General features: G+C 62.3%; 15 protein-coding genes and 1 tRNA gene. 6 read left to right on the forward strand and 10 right to left on the reverse strand.

Annotated elements, in window-relative coordinates; genetic code table 11:
* Window positions 1-27 precede the first annotated feature (27 nt).
* Window positions 28-1,743, reverse strand: a complete 1,716-nt coding sequence (locus P3T22_RS14520; protein WP_063497249.1) for a M48 family metalloprotease — start codon at window positions 1,741-1,743, stop codon at window positions 28-30.
* A gap of 134 nt (window positions 1,744-1,877) precedes the next feature.
* Here P3T22_RS14520 and moaC point away from each other — a divergent pair, with 134 nt between their 5' ends.
* Both moaC and P3T22_RS14530 read left to right on the forward strand, forming a co-directional pair.
* A complete protein-coding gene (gene moaC / locus P3T22_RS14525) occupies window positions 1,878-2,354 on the forward strand; it encodes a cyclic pyranopterin monophosphate synthase MoaC (protein WP_429325304.1) in 477 nt (158 codons plus the stop codon).
* A 340-nt stretch (window positions 2,355-2,694) separates the two neighbouring features.
* Window positions 2,695-3,744, forward strand: a complete 1,050-nt coding sequence (locus P3T22_RS14530) for a phage tail sheath family protein (protein ID WP_063497260.1) — start codon at window positions 2,695-2,697, stop codon at window positions 3,742-3,744.
* Between the two features lie 55 nt (window positions 3,745-3,799).
* On the opposite strand, the gene P3T22_RS14535 is transcribed toward P3T22_RS14530, so the two are convergent.
* The 8 genes from P3T22_RS14535 to recA form a co-directional block, all read right to left on the reverse strand.
* On the reverse strand, window positions 3,800-5,584 hold the full coding sequence (locus P3T22_RS14535; RefSeq protein WP_429325305.1) for a PglL family O-oligosaccharyltransferase: 1,785 nt from the start codon (window positions 5,582-5,584) through the stop codon (window positions 3,800-3,802).
* Between the two features lie 136 nt (window positions 5,585-5,720).
* Window positions 5,721-6,344 carry a pilin gene (locus tag P3T22_RS14540; RefSeq protein ID WP_429325306.1) on the reverse strand — a complete coding sequence of 208 codons (624 nt, stop codon included), beginning with the start codon at window positions 6,342-6,344 and terminating at the stop codon, window positions 5,721-5,723.
* Window positions 6,345-6,547: 203 nt separating this feature from the next.
* Entirely contained in the window at window positions 6,548-7,252 is a 705-nt protein-coding gene (locus P3T22_RS14545) for a TerC family protein (RefSeq protein WP_429325307.1), read from the reverse strand.
* A gap of 145 nt (window positions 7,253-7,397) precedes the next feature.
* Window positions 7,398-8,279, reverse strand: coding sequence for a succinate--CoA ligase subunit alpha (gene sucD, locus P3T22_RS14550; RefSeq protein WP_429325308.1), 882 nt, complete (start codon window positions 8,277-8,279; stop codon window positions 7,398-7,400).
* A 178-nt stretch (window positions 8,280-8,457) separates the two neighbouring features.
* Complete coding sequence (sucC, locus tag P3T22_RS14555; protein ID WP_063497264.1) at window positions 8,458-9,627, reverse strand: ADP-forming succinate--CoA ligase subunit beta; 1,170 nt, start codon at window positions 9,625-9,627, stop codon at window positions 8,458-8,460.
* Window positions 9,624-10,373 carry a DUF2889 domain-containing protein gene (locus tag P3T22_RS14560; protein WP_429325309.1) on the reverse strand — a complete coding sequence of 250 codons (750 nt, stop codon included), beginning with the start codon at window positions 10,371-10,373 and terminating at the stop codon, window positions 9,624-9,626. The genes sucC and P3T22_RS14560 overlap by 4 nt, the downstream gene beginning before the upstream one ends.
* A gap of 168 nt (window positions 10,374-10,541) precedes the next feature.
* Entirely contained in the window at window positions 10,542-11,228 is a 687-nt protein-coding gene (gene recX, locus P3T22_RS14565; RefSeq protein ID WP_429325310.1) for a recombination regulator RecX, read from the reverse strand.
* A gap of 7 nt (window positions 11,229-11,235) precedes the next feature.
* Window positions 11,236-12,312 (reverse strand): recombinase RecA, encoded by a 1,077-nt coding sequence (gene recA / locus P3T22_RS14570; RefSeq protein ID WP_063497267.1) that lies wholly within the window; start codon window positions 12,310-12,312, stop codon window positions 11,236-11,238.
* 242 nt (window positions 12,313-12,554) lie between these two features.
* Between recA and P3T22_RS14575 the strand changes: the two genes are divergently transcribed.
* From P3T22_RS14575 to P3T22_RS14590, 4 genes are all read left to right on the forward strand, one after another.
* A complete protein-coding gene (locus tag P3T22_RS14575) occupies window positions 12,555-13,337 on the forward strand; it encodes a response regulator transcription factor (protein WP_063497268.1) in 783 nt (260 codons plus the stop codon).
* A 9-nt stretch (window positions 13,338-13,346) separates the two neighbouring features.
* Window positions 13,347-14,885, forward strand: a complete 1,539-nt coding sequence (locus tag P3T22_RS14580; RefSeq protein ID WP_063497269.1) for a sensor histidine kinase — start codon at window positions 13,347-13,349, stop codon at window positions 14,883-14,885.
* Between the two features lie 231 nt (window positions 14,886-15,116).
* Entirely contained in the window at window positions 15,117-16,775 is a 1,659-nt protein-coding gene (locus P3T22_RS14585; RefSeq protein WP_063497270.1) for an MFS transporter, read from the forward strand.
* Window positions 16,776-16,861: 86 nt separating this feature from the next.
* Window positions 16,862-16,938 (forward strand) — tRNA-Met (locus tag P3T22_RS14590).
* 102 nt (window positions 16,939-17,040) lie between these two features.
* Here the strand turns inward: P3T22_RS14590 and P3T22_RS14595 are convergent.
* Window positions 17,041-18,633 carry an AMP-binding protein gene (locus P3T22_RS14595; RefSeq protein WP_429325311.1) on the reverse strand — a complete coding sequence of 531 codons (1,593 nt, stop codon included), beginning with the start codon at window positions 18,631-18,633 and terminating at the stop codon, window positions 17,041-17,043.
* Window positions 18,634-18,657 lie beyond the last annotated feature (24 nt).

Below are 18,657 nucleotides of genomic sequence, written 5' to 3' on the forward strand. Positions count from 1 at the left end.
GTGTCAGATAGCGCAAGCCGGCAGCCCCTAACTCTTCTCGTCAAGCCGCTCCTCTTTATAGCGGCTCTCCATTTCATGTAACCGGGCATCGACGGTCGCGAGATCGTAGTAGCCGATCGTCTTCAGATCCCGCGCTTCCTTCAGTTGCCGGATGGCCGACGGCCAAGCCCCCTCCAGCGCGAATTTTTCGGCCAAAGCCCGATGCTGCGTCAACGCATCGCCACTGCCGGCGCTTGACTGCGCGAGATACATCCACCAGGCAGGCTGATCGGGTTGTGCACGCGTTTCCTTCAAAGCCAAAGCCTGCGCGTCGGCGAATCGCTTCAAGGTCAGCAAGGTCTGGATATGCATGTCGATCGCGGCGTTCGACTGCGGCCAGCGCTTCTGTGCGAACTCGGCCAGACGAGCCGCCTCGTCATCGCGCCCGGCGCGGCGCGCGATGTCGGCCGCCAGCACGTCGAGACTCGGCGAACTGCGCATGGGCTCGCCTTCACCGCGTTCGCCGGCTGCAAACGCAGCGCGCGACGCAGCCAGCGATGCCGCCGCATCGTCGTAACGTTCGAGCAGCATCTGCCCATACGCAATCCCGTACCAGTTCGCCGCGACGTTCACTGCGGTACGGTCCTCGATTTCGGAGCGCAGGCGCGAAATCTCATCGGCGTATTCGCTGCGCGAGCGGTCCTGCAGCAAGCGCGCCCGCGCCCGCACAAAACCATATTCGGACGTCTGATGCGGCTGCCGGTAAGGCGCTCGGCGCGCACGGTCTTCCATGTCGGCAATCCGTTCGCCAGTCAGCGGATGGGTGCGCGCGTAGGCCGGTATGCCTGTGTCGTTCATTGCCGCGCGATCGAGGCGGCCAAAAAACGTGGTCATCGCGTAGGGGTCGTAGCCGGCACCGGCCAGCAGCAAAAAGCCGACGCGATCCGCTTCCTGCTCGGCGGAGCGCGAGAAACGCAACTGGTTGTCGACCGCATAGGCCTGGCCGCCAATCGCAATCGCGCTGCCAAGGTCGCCGCTGTGCGCGAGCACGCCCGCCAGAATGCCGAACAACAGGCCGGCGAGCGCGGCATAGGAGCCGCGTTCGCCGGCGGTGATCATACGCGAAATATGCCGCTGCAAGACGTGCCCCATCTCGTGGCCGAGCACGGAGGCGAGTTCGGACTCGGTTTGCGTCGTCACGATCAAACCGGTGTTCACGCCGATAAAACCGCCCGGCAGCGAGAACGCGTTGATCTGCGCGTCGCGCACCGCGAACAGCTCGAAGTCCGGACGATAGCCGCCAATGTATAGCGCACTCGCCGCCGCAGAGAGTTTCGCGGCGACCGAGTTCAGGTAGTCGCGCACCAGCCAGTCGTCGAGATAGTCGGGGTCGCGGCGCACCTCGCGCATCACGCGCTCGCCGAGCTTGCGCTCGGCTTGCGGCGTGAGCGAGCCGGAGCCGCCGTTGCCGAGGTCGGGCAGTTGCTGCGTGACGATCGGGGCGCGCCAACTGGTGCTCGCGCCAGCGCTACCGGAAAAGCGGCTCTGTGCGCCGCCATAGACGCCGAACACGCCTTGGGCGAGTCCCGGCGGCACGATGGGGTCGGCGAAAGCTTCAACCGGACCGCTTACCAGCGGCGGTTCCGCGGACGGCATGTTGAGCGCGAGGTTCGTGCTCGAAGCCGTGCGCGATTGCGCAAACGCGCCCGGCGGCGCCGCGAGCACGACAGACAATAACGCAGCAAGAAACCGTTTCGAACGCATCGCGAGGTCGATATGACGAAGTCGAAAAGCGACGCCCGCCGCTCGGACTAAGATAGCGGGCATGGGCCAATTGTAATCATCCCGGCCCGTCGAACCACACTGCTATGATAGGCGCCCTCTGAAGGAGCCCAACCATGCCTGAACTCACTCATTTCGACGCCGCCGGCCAGGCGCATATGGTGGACGTCGGCGGTAAGCAGGAGACCAGGCGCATCGCGGTCGCGCGTGGCTCGATTCGCATGCTGCCGGAGACATTCGTGCTGATCCGCGACGGCAACGCCAAGAAGGGCGACGTGATCGGGATCGCACGCATCGCTGCGATTCAAGGTTCGAAGCGCACCGCCGATCTGATCCCGCTATGTCATCCGCTGGCGCTGACGCGCGTCAAAGTGGACTTCGACCTGGATGAAAAACTGCCCGGCGTGCATTGCACTGTGCAGGTGGAAACGCTGGGACGCACGGGTGTGGAGATGGAAGCGCTGACCGCCGTGCAGGTCGGACTGCTGACCGTGTACGACATGTGCAAGGCGGTGGATCGCGGCATGACGATCACCGATGTGAAGGTGCTGGAGAAGCACGGCGGGAAGTCGGGGGATTGGGTGGCGGGCTAATACAGCTAAATGCTGTTACACCGTTTTAACGTGGCGCGGCGCCCACGATTGAGCGACGACGACACGCTCAATTCCCGCGGCTTGTCGTGCACCGCGACGACAACTGTCTGATCTGTGGCGTTTCACCACGCTGACAAGCGCCATTGATCTGTCCAATACTCCCCTCAGGGTGAACGTTACGCTTCGCCCTCCCCGATATCCGCTCGATTGCTTCACTTATCTGACTGCACGCCACGTTCGCCGAATGCTTTCAACACGAGGTAAGCCGACGAACAGTGATTTGCACGGCCTTGGTGTTTGGTAAAGCAAGTTATTCCCTATTCAAGGATGAGGAAAGATTATGCCGACTACCGTCAGCTATCCGGGCATCTACATCGAGGAAGATGCATCGCCGTCGCTTTCCGTCAGCGCCAGCGCAACCGCGGTCCCGATAATTGCCGTAAATAGTTGGAAAAGCGCAGCAGTAAAATTCAATAGTTATCTTGAATTTATATCATCGATAGGTTCGTGGGGTTCAGGTACCACCGACATGAATCTGCTATCCGTAAGGGCCTATTTTGAAAGCGGAGGCGGCCCCTGCTATGTAGTCAATTATGGCAATTTAGCAACTGAAGTACCGAAATATAGCGACATTACACTGATTGTCGCTGCGGGCCGGGATATCAACTCAGCCGTCACCGCCCTTTGCACATCAGGCTCAGGATTGTTTGCGATATTCGACGGCCCACAAGCAGAAATTACTGATGGCAATGCGGCAAGTAACTTTCCTTCCACTCCGCATGCAGCGGTTTATTACCCTTGGTTGTCAGTAGACTGGACCACGGGTGGAATTCCTCCCAGCGCAGTGGCGGCCGGCCTTTACTGCCAATCAGACCGCACACGCGGCGTATGGAAAGCGCCTGCAAATATCTCGATCGCAGGCAATTACAAGCCTTTATTTAAAGTCAGCGACGATTTACAGGGGCAATACAATCAGGGCAAGGCGATCAACATGATCCGCGATCTCGACGGACGGGGTCCTGTGATATGGGGTGCACGCACACTGGAAGATAGTGACGACTGGCGCTATATCTCCGTACGGCGCCTGTTCAATAGTGCGGAACGGGATATAAAAAACGCAATGCAGCCGATGGTATTCGAGCCCAATAATTCGCCGACCTGGGAGAAAGTGCGCAGCGCCGTCACCAATTATTTACATAGCCTCTGGCGACAGGGCGCGCTGGTCGGCACAACCGAGAAAGATGCCTATTTCGTGGCGATCGGCGAAGGCACCTCGATGACAGCTGACGACATCGCCCAAGGAAAAATGATTGTCAAGGTGGGCATGGCGGCGGTCCGCCCGGCCGAATTTATCATCCTGCAGTTTACCCAGAACGTCGCCGCCGGTTGACCCGATGGCGCCTCTGTCCAGGCGCATCAACGCGCCCGGACAGCGGCATTGCCGGTCAATCCTCGTCGCTGTCGTCGTCCTGATTGACGTCGGCCGCCGGCATGCCATAGCGCTTGAGCAGTTCCGCCTTGAAACCGGCCAGCGTCTTCTGCTCGTCGCACAGCTCATACACATAGGCCAACTGCGACGGCCAGTCCTTCAACTCCTGAGCAAAGATCTTCAGACGCTCGACAGTGTCGAACGCCCCCGCCGTATCGCCGCTCAGCGCCTGCAGCACCGCGTACCGGCGCAGCACGGTTTCGCCGGGCAGCAGCGCCATCGCCTGCTTGTGCATGGCGAGCTTGTGCTGCAGGTTCATCGAATTCATGGGCTCCAACGTCGCGAGACCATACTCGCCCCACGCCTGGAACAGGAACGACGGATCCGCCCGATATTGCTCTGCCGGACGCGAGCCGTAATACAGCACCTCGGAGCGCGTGTAATCCTTGTACACCGGATACAGCGCGGCCAACCCGCCAAACACCACCACCACGAACGCGCCAAATGAAAGGCGTCCAGGCACGAGGCGCAGCGGCCGTGTCTCGAGCAAGCCGAACACGAACATCGCCGGCAGCAGGAAGAACATGTACTGCTGCGGATACTCGACCAGCGCATGCATGACCAGCACGCCGATCAGCGCGATGCCGAACACGCGCGCGGCGCTCTGCGGCGCGCGGACCACGCGCACCAGCCACGTGATCAGGCCGAACAGCACGATTGCAAGGCCGATCAAGCCGGTCTTCGCGAGCAGATCGATGAAGATGTCGTGAGAATTATTGGCAATCTCGACGCCGCCCAGCGACTTCGCATACTCGAACTGGTAGCTCGGAAACTCGCCCCAGCCGACACCCAGCAGCGGATGCGTCTTGAACATCGTCCAGCCGTATTTCCACAGCGCAAGGCGCGGCGCGATCTGGCCAGCGTCCTTGAAACGCTCAGCCGCCGACTGCCCAAGTTCCAGGTGATAGTGCACATTAGCCCAGCGGATCAATGCATTAACGACAAAGAACAGCACCGCCAACGCAATCGGGATCAGCCATTCGCGATTGCCGCGGCGCAGATGCGGCTGACTGCGCGTCTGCGCGAAGGCCATCCAGAGACCCGCCAACACGATCACGCCCATCTGCAGCCAGGGGCCGCGCGACACGGTCAACGCCAGTCCAATGGCGAAAATCGTCGACACGAGCAGCCAGATGCTGACGGCAATGCGCCGTGTCTGCACGAGGAACAGCGCACCGGCCATCGCGAAGGCGATATAGGTGGCGAGGTGATTCGCCTGCGCCATATTGCCGAACGGCCGCCGCTCGACGATCACGTTATAGGCGACGACCAGCGGCGACACGCGCGTTTCGAGGTGAAACAACTGGATCACCTGGCAGAACACCGCGAACAGGCCACCGACGATCAACGCCCCAGCCGCCCAGCGCAGCGCCGTTTCGTTCAGCTTGGCGCGTGTGAAACCGTAGCCGGCGTGTGTCGCCATGAACGCGGCGAGCAGGTAACCGCCGCCGAGCCAGTTCATCGAGGGCTGCGAGACCGGGAGCAGCACCGACTGCGCCACCAACACCAGCCCGAACAGCAAGGGCACCAGCGCGACAACCGGCGACGCGAAGGCCACGCGCGGCCTGGCCGTCCCCACTAGCAGCACGACACCCGCGCCCGTCAGCAAATACAACGCGAGCGCCGTGAATTCAGCGTAGAAGGTCGGAATCGGATACGTGTGGTTGGCAACTGCATAAGGCAGCACCAACGCGAGAGCCAACAGAATGAGAGACAGGTAGCGCGCAAATGGGGTGGGCATCGAGTAACCGGAGGGCGTCAGCAACCGGCGCACTATACAAAAAAATTCTCCTGCTGTGCGCCGGCTGGGCTGAAATATCCCGAAAATCAGTGTTTTACGTCCGGATAACAACTCACCCGATCACCCCCACGGTGGCTTACGAACGGCACTCCGGCGGCGCAAGATTCGACGGCAAGGACGGCGCATCGGCCGGTGCGGGCCCGGCGCCTGGCGCAGGCAACGACGAAGCCGTTTTGCCGCCGGCGAAGCACTCCCAGGTGACCGCACCCGCCTGCACGGCGCCCTTGCTCAAGGCGATCCGCGCAGTCGGTGCGTCGGCATTGTCCGGCACCGAGGGTACCAGGGTCAGCGTGTTCGAACCGGCAGGCGCGACGCGCGTCGTGAAAGCAACGGTGATCTGGCCGGTGTCGTCGTCGACATGAACAGATTCGACGTTGCGGGTGGCAGGCGGTGACGCATAACCGCCGCCGAACGCATTCCCGCTAGCGGCGTTTTCGGACACCGCGAGCCGCGCGGATGCAGCTAACGAGAGACCCTCCCCTACGCGGCTGCGGGCCAGATAGTCCTGATATGCCGGAATCGCATAGGCGGCGATTACGCCGACAATCGCCAGCACGATCATCAACTCGATCAGCGTGAAGCCGAAACTAAAGCAGCGGCATGCACGTGCGAGCCGCTCGGTCCAGCGCGCTCGTTCGAACGCGTTCCGCGGAGAAAGCGTGGACTGTGAATAAGGGCAGTAAGGCAAAGTAACGATCATCGGCAGGCTCCTGAAACGAAAAACGCCTGCCCCTCGAATCGGGGACAGGCGTTTCAATCGTAGCCAGCGGTGCGCGTTCCACACAGTCAGCCGAATGGCTAACGTTGCGCTAGTGCAGCGGAAGTCGGTGCTGGTGCGGTTCCATGTTCAGGCCACCGCACCGTTGCCGTGGCGCATCGGCCAGGGCTCCGGCTGAGGTCAGCTTAAGCCGCCGCTCGCTTCGCGTTGCGGCGCTTGAGCAGATAACCGAGGATCACGACGAACAGCGCGCCCGCGATGCTCATGCCGTACTCGGCCACCGGCGCATCGAGGATCGGCCAACGGTCGCCGGCCGGGTCGTTGACAATCAGGCCACCCGCGATCCAGCCGAGCAGCGCAGCGCCGAGCGTGATGACGATCGGAAAACGGTCGAGCAGCTTCAGCACCAACTGGCTGCCCCACACGATCAGCGGAATACTCACCACCAGGCCGAAAATCACTAGCGCGAGGCGATGTTCGGGGTCGGCCGCCTCAGCCGCGCCAGCAATTGCGATCACGTTGTCGAGGCTCATCACCGCATCCGCGATGATGATGGTCTTGATCGCCGACATCAGCTTATCGGCCGGCTTGATATTCTCGTGGACGTCATGCGCGGGCGCCATCAGGCGCACGCCGATCCACAGCAGCAACAGGCCGCCGGTGAATTTCAGCAACGGCACGTCGAGCAGCGCCACGGCAAACGCAATCAGCGCCACGCGCAGCAAAATCGCACCGGCCGTGCCCCACAGCACGCCCTTGGTACGCTGCTCGGCCGGGAGGTTGCGGCAGGCAAGCGCGATCACCACGGCGTTGTCGCCACCCAGCAGGATGTCGATGACGATGATCTGAACGACTGCGCCCCAATGGAGCGTGGCGAAAAACTCGAGCATGAGTGAAAGAGCAAGAAGGAATAGGACGCGCGGGCAATAAAAAAGCGGGGGAGTCTACACTCCCCCGCTTTTTAAGACTGCCCGCTCACGAAAGGGTTTCGTAAGCGTATCAAAAACGCGCCGTGACTGCGCGCGAATTTCGTTTTTACAGCATCGCCTTCAGAAGACGCGCCATTTCCGACGGGTTCTTCGTGACCTTGATGCCGCAAGCTTCCATGATTTCCAGCTTGGCTTCAGCCGTGTCCGCACCGCCCGAGATCAGCGCGCCGGCGTGGCCCATGCGCTTGCCCGGAGGCGCCGTAACACCGGCGATAAAGCCAACCACCGGCTTCTTCATGTTGTCCTTGATCCACTCAGCAGCATTCGCTTCGTCCGGACCGCCGATCTCGCCGATCATGATGACGGCGTCCGTTTCCGGATCGTCGTTGAACATCTTCATCACGTCGATGTGCTTCAGACCGTTGATCGGGTCGCCGCCGATACCGACTGCCGACGATTGGCCAAGGCCGATCGCCGTCAATTGGCCGACTGCTTCATAGGTCAGCGTGCCCGAACGCGACACGACGCCGATGCGCCCCTTGCGGTGGATGTGACCCGGCATGATGCCGATCTTCAGTTCGTCCGGCGTGATCGTGCCCGGGCAGTTCGGTCCGAGCAGCAGCGTCTTGCTGTTCTTTGCGCGCATGCGTGCCTTGAGCTCGATCATGTCACGGACAGGAATGCCTTCCGTGATACAGATTGCGAGATCCAGGTCGGCTTCGACCGCTTCCCAGATCGCAGCAGCAGCGCCTGCCGGCGGAACGTAAATCACCGACACGGTCGCGCCCGTTTCAGCCTTGGCTTCAGCGACGCTAGCGTAGATAGGAATGCCTTCGAAGTCTTCGCCGGCGCGCTTCGGGTTCACGCCCGCAACGAACGCTTCACGGCCGTTTGCGTATTCACGGCAAGCACGCGTGTGGAACTGACCGGTCTTGCCGGTGATGCCCTGCGTGATGACCTTGGTGTCTTTGTTAATCAGAATCGACATGTATTGACCTCTGTTCGTTTGGCGTCGCGCGGTGGCGCCGCGAGGCGGGATGTTCTCCGCCCGCGTCGCTCACGCGCCGCCATTCGTAATCCTGGTTAATCCTGGTAGAAGCAGTCTGGTAAAAACAGCCAGGCAAAAGCGGCCTGGCTACAGCCGCCTCATAAACGCCCAGCTCGGCTTACGCCTTGCCCGAGGCAGCCGCGACAACCTTCTGAGCCGCTTCTTCCATGCTGTCTGCCGCAATGATCGGCAGGCCGGATTCAGCGAGCATCTTCTTGCCCAGGTCTTCGTTCGTGCCCTTCATGCGGACCACGAGCGGCACCTTCAGCGACACGGCCTTCGACGCCGCGATCACGCCTTCCGCGATCACGTCGCAGCGCATGATGCCGCCGAAAATGTTGACCAGAATCGCGGTCAGGTTCGGGTTCTTCAGCATGATCTTGAACGCTTCCGTGACCTTCTCGGTCGTGGCGCCACCGCCCACGTCCAGGAAGTTCGCCGGTTCGCCGCCGAACAGCTTGATGGTGTCCATCGTTGCCATTGCGAGGCCAGCGCCGTTCACGAGGCAGCCGATGTTGCCGTCGAGCGAGATGTAAGCGAGGTCGAACTTCGACGCTTCGACTTCAGCCGGATCTTCTTCGTCCAGATCGCGATACGCGACGATTTCCGGGTGACGGAACAGTGCGTTCGAATCGAAGTTGAACTTGGCGTCCAACGCGATGACCTTGCCGTCGCCGGTCAGGATCAGCGGGTTGATTTCGGCCAGCGATGCGTCGGTTTCCCAGAATGCCTTGTACAGGCCTTGCAGGATCGCGCGTGCTTGCGGCAGCGAAGCGGCGGGCACGCCGATCTTCGTGGCGAGCTCGTCGGCTTCGGCGTCTTTCAGACCGGTCGACGGATCGACGGCGATCTTGTGGATCAGCTCAGGCGTCTTTTCCGCGACTTCTTCGACGTCCATGCCGCCTTCGCTCGATGCCATCACGACGATCTTCTGCGAAACGCGATCGATCACCAGGCCGACATACAGTTCCTTCTTGATGTCAGCGCCTTCTTCGATCAGCAGACGATTCACCTTCTGGCCTTCCGGACCGGTCTGGTGCGTGACGAGCTGCATGCCGAGGATCTGTTGCGAATACTCGCGAACCTGATCCAGCGACTTGGCGACCTTCACGCCGCCGCCCTTGCCACGGCCACCCGCGTGGATCTGAGCCTTCACGACCCATACCGGGCCGCCAAGCTCTTCCGCGGCCTTGACCGCATCATCCACCGAGAAGACCGGCTTGCCGCGCGGTACCGCGACGCCGAATTTCCGCAGGATTTCCTTACCCTGGTACTCGTGAATCTTCATGCGTGATTCCCTTCAGTCTGAGAGTTGGATTGAACATCGTTTCCGCTGCCGTCGTTCATGCCGGACGCGTTGCCGCCCTCACCTGTCTGGCGGGCTGCCCCGTCGCCTGACGATGGCGCGCGATCCGCTGTATACGGAGCGCGGCCATACCAGCGCGGATAAAACTGTTGCACCGCCTCGCCGTCGAAACGCAGCGCGTGGCAGCGTCCCAACTGGAATGGCGGTTTGTTGTTGGAATGCTCGTCTGTGCTGTCTGCACTTGTGGCCTGCTCGGTCCCTGACTTTGCCGTCGCGCCCGGCGTGTCTTCATTGGTGTTCCATACGTCGCCGGCGAACGCCTGGATTGCGGCGGTCGGCAAAAGCGCGCACAACTCCGTGAGATGCGTGCAGCCAGCCGTGCCGGCCAGCAAACGGGCAGCATCGCGACGGAAGTTGCGGAACAGATTGAGCCCGATGAGGGCACGGTAGGCGGGATTGCTGGCTTGGCACAACCCTGGATAGGGCACCCAGTCGGACGACGCTTCGGCGTCGACGACGTTGAGCTTGCGATCGATGGTGATGCGAAGCCAGAGTTCATGGATCGGCTGACCATTGGGCCGGACGCCCGACGCAAGCACCACATCGCGCGGTTTTTCGTCGGTCAAGCACGCTTCCACATCCCACAGGCCATCGGCTCGCTCATAGGCTTCCGCTCTGATTGCGCGACGGTGGCGCAACTGACGGGACACTGGCGGGGAGAGCGGCATGCGGAAAGGGAAGGCCGGATTGGAAAACCCCCGAATTTTAGCATACTGGGTATTTGAGACAGGTGGGAATGCGCAGGGCCGCCCGGCGGGCGGTTCAGCGCGGACGGCCTTATCTCAAAGTGCGGCTGGCGGCGGGGTTCTGCCGCGGCCTCGCAGCGACTCGCCGCTTCATTCCTCGTCGAACCCTTTGAGAATTTTGCCGATCGTGGCGCCCGAGAAACCGCGCGATGCCAGAAAGCGCGCCTGCCTGGCCCGCTCGGCGGGCGTTTCGGGCAGTTGGCTGAATTTCTTCCGCCAGACGGCTTGGGCTCGCGCGAGTTCGGTTTCGCGCAGTTGCGCACTGGCTTCTTCGACCAGCGTTTGGTCCACCGCGTGCTGCTTCAATTCGCCGACAATCCGGCTCGCACCCAACCGCGACGAGCGCCGATGGACCAGGCTTTCAGCAAAACGCGAATCGGACAGCCAGTTTTCGGCCTCCAGCGAATCGAGCAAGGTGTCGAGCGAATCGGTTTCTTCGACGAACGGCTTCAGCTTGCGCGCCAGTTCGGAGCGGCTGTATTCACGCCGGGACAAATAGCCGAGCGCACGTCCTTTGAGCGAACGGGCTGGGCGTTGGGATTTTTTTGCATCGTCCTGCCCCGGCTTCGCCTCGCCAGGTGTGCGGCGCGAGCGGGTGTAGGTGGTTTCGGACGGATCCGCTGCAGCTTCTGCAGAAGAATCAGACTGCGGCTGACGACCTTCGGCGCGATCATGCGCATCGAACGACTCGAAGGGATCGGTGTCGTCGTCACGCGGGCCGTCCGCGTTGCGTCCTGCGTTGGCAGCGCTGGACAGCGGCCGGCCCTTGCGTATCACGTGCTGGTTACTCTTCTTCGCCCGCGACTTCGGCGCTTACGCCCGTCGCCGCTTCTGCCATGGCATTCACGCCCAGCGATTCACGAATGCGGTTTTCGATCTCACGGGCGATGTCCGGATTTTCGCGCAGGAATTCACGCGCGTTGTCCTTACCCTGACCGATCCGTTCGCCGTTGTAGCTATACCAGGCGCCGGCCTTGTCGACGATCTTCGCTTGCACGCCGAGGTCGATGACTTCACCCTGACGCGAAATGCCTTCGCCGTACAGGATGTCGAAAATCGCTTCCCGGAACGGTGGCGACACCTTGTTCTTCACGACCTTCACGCGCGTTTCGTTGCCGATCACTTCGTCGTTCTTCTTGATCGAACCGATCCGGCGAATGTCCAGACGCACCGACGCGTAGAACTTCAGCGCGTTACCACCCGTGGTGGTTTCCGGGTTGCCGAACATCACGCCGATCTTCATACGGATCTGGTTGATGAAGATCACGAGGCAGTTCGTGCGCTTGATCGTGCCGGTGAGCTTGCGCAGCGCTTGCGACATCAGACGCGCTTGCAGACCCGGCAGCGAGTCGCCCATTTCGCCTTCGATTTCAGCCTTCGGCACGAGTGCCGCGACCGAGTCGATCACGATCATGTCGATCGAGCCCGAGCGCACCAGTGCGTCGGCGATTTCGAGCGCCTGTTCGCCGGTGTCCGGCTGCGAAACCAGCAGGTCGTTCACATTCACGCCGAGCTTGCCCGCGTACTGGATATCCAGCGCGTGTTCCGCGTCGATAAACGCTGCCGTGCCGCCGATCTTCTGCATTTCGGCGATGACTTGCAGCGTCAGCGTGGTTTTACCGGACGATTCCGGGCCATAAATTTCGACCACACGGCCACGCGGCAAACCGCCGACGCCCAGCGCGATGTCGAGGCCGAGCGATCCGGTTGAGACCACCTGGATGTCTTCGACTACCTCACCTGCGCCGAGCCGCATGACCGACCCTTTGCCGAACTGCTTTTCGATCTGCGCAAGCGCGGCAGCGAGTGCCTTGCTCTTTTCAGCAGTCAGTCCAGCCGAGCCTTTCTTGCTTTCTTCCATGAATCGTCCTTTGCTATGATGAACGGCGTCTGAGGCAGATGTGCGGCCCGCCTTTTCAAGATTCTTGAAGGACAGCACACGAAACCCAGACACTGTATAAAAAAACAGTAGTTTTGGCAAGCGCGATTCTCATGCGAACGCGCATTTTTACCGTCGCGCTGCCCAACTACCCACAATAATTTTCGGAGACCGCTGTGCGCCGGGGACACCCCACGGCGCCGGCAACGCCAGGTTGGCGCACCATGCGAATTCTGATTGCCGAAGACGACAGCATACTCGCGGACGGTCTGGTTCGATCACTCCGCCAATCGGCCTATGCCGTCGATCACGTGAAGAACGGCGTCGAGGCCGACACCGCCCTGTCGATGCAAACTTTCGACTTGCTGATCCTCGATCTGGGCCTGCCGCGCATGTCCGGGCTCGAGGTGCTGCGCCGCCTGCGCGCCCGCAATTCGAACGTGCCGGTGCTGATCCTCACCGCCGCGGACAGCGTCGACGAACGCGTCAAAGGCCTCGACCTGGGCGCCGACGACTACATGGCCAAACCCTTCGCACTGAACGAGCTCGAGGCGCGCGTGCGCGCGCTGACCCGGCGCGGCGCGGGCGGTGGCCCGACGGTGGTGCGGCACGGTTCGCTGTCGTTCGATCAGGTCGGCCGGATCGCCTATGTCAACGAGCAGGTGATCGACCTGTCGGCGCGCGAACTCGGTCTGCTCGAAGTGCTGCTGCAACGGATCGGGCGGCTGGTATCGAAGGAACAGCTCGTCGACCATCTGTGCGAATGGGGCGAGGAAGTCAGCAATAACGCGATCGAAGTCTACGTGCACCGGCTGCGCAAGAAGATCGAGCCGAGCGGCGTGCGCATCATCACCGTGCGGGGCCTCGGGTACTGCCTCGAGAAAGCCGCCCTACCCTCGAACACGAACGTGAGCGCCAACGCGCCCGCGCCGCATGCTCCGGCCGAGCCAGAACCGCCGGCATCGCCCTCGTCGGCCGCGATGCCGGCGAGCCATCACTACAAATAGAGGACGCCCATGTCCGCACGCGCAGACCGCGCTACGGCGCACGCGGCGGACCTCGACGAGGCGCGCGACGAGCGCTACGCCAATCCGTTCGCCCCGCCCGACGAGACCGAAGCCGCCGCCGAAGCACGCCCGCGCTCGCTGTTCGGCGAGATTCTCGACTGGATGCTGGCGCCGCTGCTGCTGCTTTGGCCGATGAGCCTTGCGGTCACCTACCTGGTCGCCAAGTCGATCGCCAACGGCCCGTTCGACCGTGCGCTCGAAACCGACGCCTACGTGCTCGCCCGCCAGATCCACCCGATCAACGGCGTGGCGGAGCTGTCGCTACCCGACTCCACCCGCGACTTTCTGCGCGCCGACAACGTCGACAGCGTGTTCTATCAGGTGCTCGGCACGCGCGGCGAACTGGTGGGCGGCGAGCGCGACATGCCGCTGCCGCACGAGGAAGACCGGCCGCCGCCCGGCCTCGTCGAATTCCGCGACGACGTGCTGCGCGGCAACGATATCCGCGTCGCCTATACGACCGTCGAGTTTCCGCAGACGCGCGGCGCTCAACCCGTGCTGGTGCAGGTCGCCGAGACGCTCGACAAACGCAGCCAGCTTGCCAACGACATCATCAAAGGCGTGATCCTGCCGCAGTTCGTGATCCTGCCGCTGGCGATCCTGCTGGTGTGGTTCGGCCTGTCGCGCGGACTCGCGCCTCTGCACGCCCTGCAGGCGCATATTCGCGCGCGCCGCCCGGACGATCTGTCGCCGCTCGAAGCCCGCCGCGCGCCGCCGGAAATCGAGCCGCTGGTGACGTCGTTCAACGATCTGCTGACACGCCTCGAACAGAACATGGAGTTGCAGAAGCGCTTTATCGCCGACGCCGCGCATCAGATGAAAACGCCGCTTGCCGGTCTGCGCACCCAGGCCGAGCTTGCGCTGCGCCAGGACGCCTCCGCGGAAGTTCACCGCTCGCTCGAACAGATCGCCACGAGTTCGGAGCATGCGGCGCGTCTCGTCACCCAGTTGCTGGCGCTGGCGCGCGCGGAAAACCGCATGTCGGGCCAGATTTTCACGCCGGTCGAGGTGACCGAGGTGGCCCGCAACGCTGTGCGCGATTGGGTTCAGGCCGCGCTCGCCAAGCAGATGGACCTCGGCTACGAAGCGCCCGAGGAACCCGTCGAAGTCGACGGCAACCCGGTCATGTTGCGGGAAATGTTGTCGAATCTGATCGACAACGCGATCCGCTACACGCCGGCTGGCGGGCGGATCACCGTACGGGTGCGGCACGACGCGACGGCGCGGCGCGTGCATCTGGAAGTGGAAGACACCGGACTCGGCATTCCGGTAGCCGAGCGCTCGCGGGTGGTCGAGCGTTTTTACCGGATTCTCGGCCGCGAAGGCGACGGCAGCGGCCTTGGGCTCGCGATCGTCCGCGAGATCGCGACGATGCACGGCGGAGAAATGACGATTGACGATAACGTCTATCAAACCTCGCCGCGGCTGGCCGGAACGCTTGTGCGTGTCAGCTTGCAGGTACTCGAACGGGCACGGGACTTACCCTAAGGGCGCAACGGTCCGCACATGGCGCCGCCGCCATATTGAGATAATTTTGGCAAATCTTATAAGAATTTAGCGGTACGTTACCGTTTTTTGATTGAATTTCCCCCTACACGCCCGAAGCTGCCATTTCACCCCATCACGTCAGTACGCCGTAAGTTTCCACTCCAATAATCGGTTGCACGGGAACGCCTTTGCCGGCGAACCGCGTGCACATATCAATATTGGAGACGACATATGGCTACCGTTGGCGGGCAAATCTCGCACGTGCCGATGACGCGCGATGAGAAGCGGGTAATCTTCGCATCGTCGCTGGGTACGGTTTTCGAGTGGTACGACTTCTATCTGGCCGGCTCACTTGCGATTTTCATCAGCAAGAGCTTCTTCTCCGGCGTCAATCCGACTGCCGCGTTCATCTTCACGCTCCTCAGCTTCGCCGCGGGATTCGCGGTGCGGCCATTCGGCGCGATCGTATTCGGACGCCTCGGCGATATGGTCGGGCGCAAATACACGTTCCTCATCACGATCGTGATTATGGGCCTGTCGACCTTCCTGGTCGGCTTCCTGCCCGGCTACGCGTCGATCGGCATGGCGTCGCCGGTGATCTTCATCGCGATGCGCTTGCTGCAGGGCCTCGCACTCGGCGGCGAATACGGCGGGGCGGCAACCTATGTCGCGGAACATGCGCCTCAGGGACGCCGCGGGTTCTACACCGCGTGGATCCAGACGACTGCCACGCTCGGCCTGTTCCTGTCGCTGCTGGTGATTCTCGGCGTGCGCACGGCCATGGGCGAAGACGCGTTCGGCGCGTGGGGCTGGCGTATCCCGTTCATCGCGTCGATCATCCTGCTCGGCGTGTCGGTGTGGATCCGCCTGCAACTGCATGAATCGCCGGTGTTCGAGCGCATCAAGGCTGAAGGCAAGACGTCGAAGGCGCCGCTGTCGGAAGCATTCGGTCAGTGGAAAAACCTGAAGGTCGTGATTCTCGCGCTGATCGGCGTGACCGCCGGCCAGGCCGTGGTTTGGTACACCGGCCAGTTCTACACGCTGTTCTTCCTGACGCAGACGCTGAAGGTCGATGGCGCGACGTCCAACATCCTGATCGCGATTGCGCTCCTGATCGGCACGCCGTTCTTCCTGTTCTTCGGCTCGCTGTCGGACCGCATTGGCCGCAAGCCGATCATCATGGCCGGCCTGCTGATTGCTGCCTGCACGTACTTCCCGCTGTTCAAGGCGCTGGCTCACTATACGAACCCGGCGCTGGAAGCGGCTACGGCGAAGTCTCCGATCGTCGTGATCGCGAACCCGGACGAGTGCTCGTTCCAGTTCAACCCGGTCGGCACGGCGAAGTTCACGAGTTCCTGCGACATCGCCAAGAGCGCGCTCTCGAAAGCCGGCTTGAACTACGAGAACGTCGCGGCGCCGGCGGGCACGCTGGCGGAGATCAAGGTCGGCGATACGGTGATCAACACGTATGACGGCAAGGCCGCCGACGCCAAGGACCAGGGCAAGGCGTTCGACAAGACCCTGGCGACCACGCTGAAGACCGCCGGCTATCCGCCGAAGGCCGATCCATCGCAGATCAACTGGCCGATGAGCGTGGTGATCCTGACGATCATGATGATCTACGTGACGATGGTCTACGGGCCGATTGCGGCGATGTTGGTGGAGATGTTCCCGACGCGCATCCGCTATACCTCGATGTCGCTGCCGTATCACATCGGCAATGGCTGGTTCGGCGGCTTCCTGCCGGCGACCGCCTTCGCGATCGTGGCGGCCAAGGGCAACATCTACTCGGGGCTGTGGTATCCGATTGTGATCGCGCTCGTCACGCTCGTGATCGGCGTGCTGTTCGTCAGGGAAACCAAGGACTCGGATATTTACGCGAAGGACTGAAACGCCTGGCGGACGGGGCAACTTGAAAAAGTTGCGCGCCGGGGGTTGACAGCCTCCGGCGCTATCCGCATAATCTCGCTTCTTTCGGCGAATTAGCTCAGTTGGTTAGAGCGACGGAATCATAATCCGCAGGTCCGGGGTTCGAGTCCCTGATTCGCCACCAGTGTTATCAAAGGGTTACAGGTCATTGGCTTGTAACCCTTTGTCCGTTTACGGGTTCGTCTATCCGGTATGCAACCCGATACCCGGGCGCGATCCATTTCCCTCAACGCCGCGGGCCAGACAGTACACACCCCGTACCGTTCTGCGGTGCTACGTGCAACGCCTCGCGCCTGAGCTTGCCGCTCGGCGTGCTCTGCAGGTCCCGCACGACCTCGATTCGGTCCGGACGCAGGGCGCCCGGTTTGAGTTCACGCTGGATGCGCCGGATCAGATCGTCGACGATATGCGCCGCGCAGTACTCCGGAACGTCCAGCACGATAAATGCGCGTAGCCGCACCAGCCCTTCGGGCGTCTCGACCGGTAGCGCCGCGGCCTTCACCACGCGTGGATCGGCGAGCAGGAACTCTTCCAGATCTTGTGGTGACACCCAATGCCCCGCAACCTTCGTTCGCTCAGAGCGACGTGACAGGAAGCGCCAGCCGTCGCCAGCGCGCGCAAACAGATCGCCGGGGTCGAAAGTGGGGCCTTGCGGCTGGTAAGCTGCGCTCTCCCCGGGTCGGAAACACCCTAGCATCAGCGCGTCACCGGTGACGCGCAACACCGATGCATCGTCGAGCGCGCCTGCGCTCCCGTATGCGCCGGTGTCGGGGTCTCCCCCTGCCGCAGTCCATTCATAGCCAAATGCCGCGACCTCGCGCAGACCGGACGCAACACCAGCGACTTCAGACAGATAGGGTAGAAAAGTTTCCGTCGTGCCGATTGAATCGAGCATCGGTGCGCGCGAGAACGCCTCCCAACGCTCACGCACTACAGCCGGCAGCCGTTCACCCGCAGCAAGACACAAGCGCAGCGAGTCGAGCCTGAACGGCCGCTTCGCGCGCGCCATCAACAGGTGATACAGCGTCGGCACCGCGAGGAACACACTGACTCGCTCCGCTTCGATGGCCGCGAGAAATTCGTCGTGGCTTTGCCAGCCGGGCAGCAGTACGGACGTGGCGCCGATCGACAGCGCCGGATGGACGCCTTGCAGCCCAAACGAAAAGTACGGCCCGCTCGTCCCCAACACGATATCGTCATCTCTCAACCGCCACATGGGTCCTGTCACGTGCCGTTCAAATGAAGCCACCGCGTGATGGGAATGCACACAGATCTTCGGGCGTCCCGTCGATCCAGACGATGCAAGGCAGAATGCGGCACGCAAGTCCGGCCCGGTATCGGTGTCAGCCCCCGGCTCGCGCCGGATGGCCATGCACGCGGCGGCGACCTCGCGGCGCTCAAGTCCAGCCTCGTCGACCGGCCGCAAATCGAGGCCGTGCCGTACCCGCGCGGTGCGGTCGCGAAAAACGCGTGCGGGATCGAAATCGCTGAAGAGGAGGTCGTATGCATCGTCGCCGAGGTCCGGATGGACAAGAAACGGCAAGTGTCCCGCGCGCATCGCCGCAAGCCAGATGCAGAGCGTTTCGAGCGTCGAGCTTCCGACGATGGCAATGCGCTGCTGCGCACGGCATCCGCCCAACTCCACGTCGAGCTCACCCGCGAGCCGAATGGTAGCGGCGGCCAATTGCGCATAGCTGAGGCTGCGCCGGCCCTCGCTGGAACACTCAATTAGCGCGGTGCGCTCGCCGCGTCCCGCCCGCACATGCCGGTCGACCAGCGACTCGACGCAACCTGCCCGCTGCAGCAGCGGTAATACCATGACAGTCTCCTTATTCGTGTCGAA

This window comes from Paraburkholderia sp. GAS348 (assembly GCF_050434205.1).
Classification (GTDB): Bacteria; Pseudomonadota; Gammaproteobacteria; order Burkholderiales; family Burkholderiaceae; genus Paraburkholderia.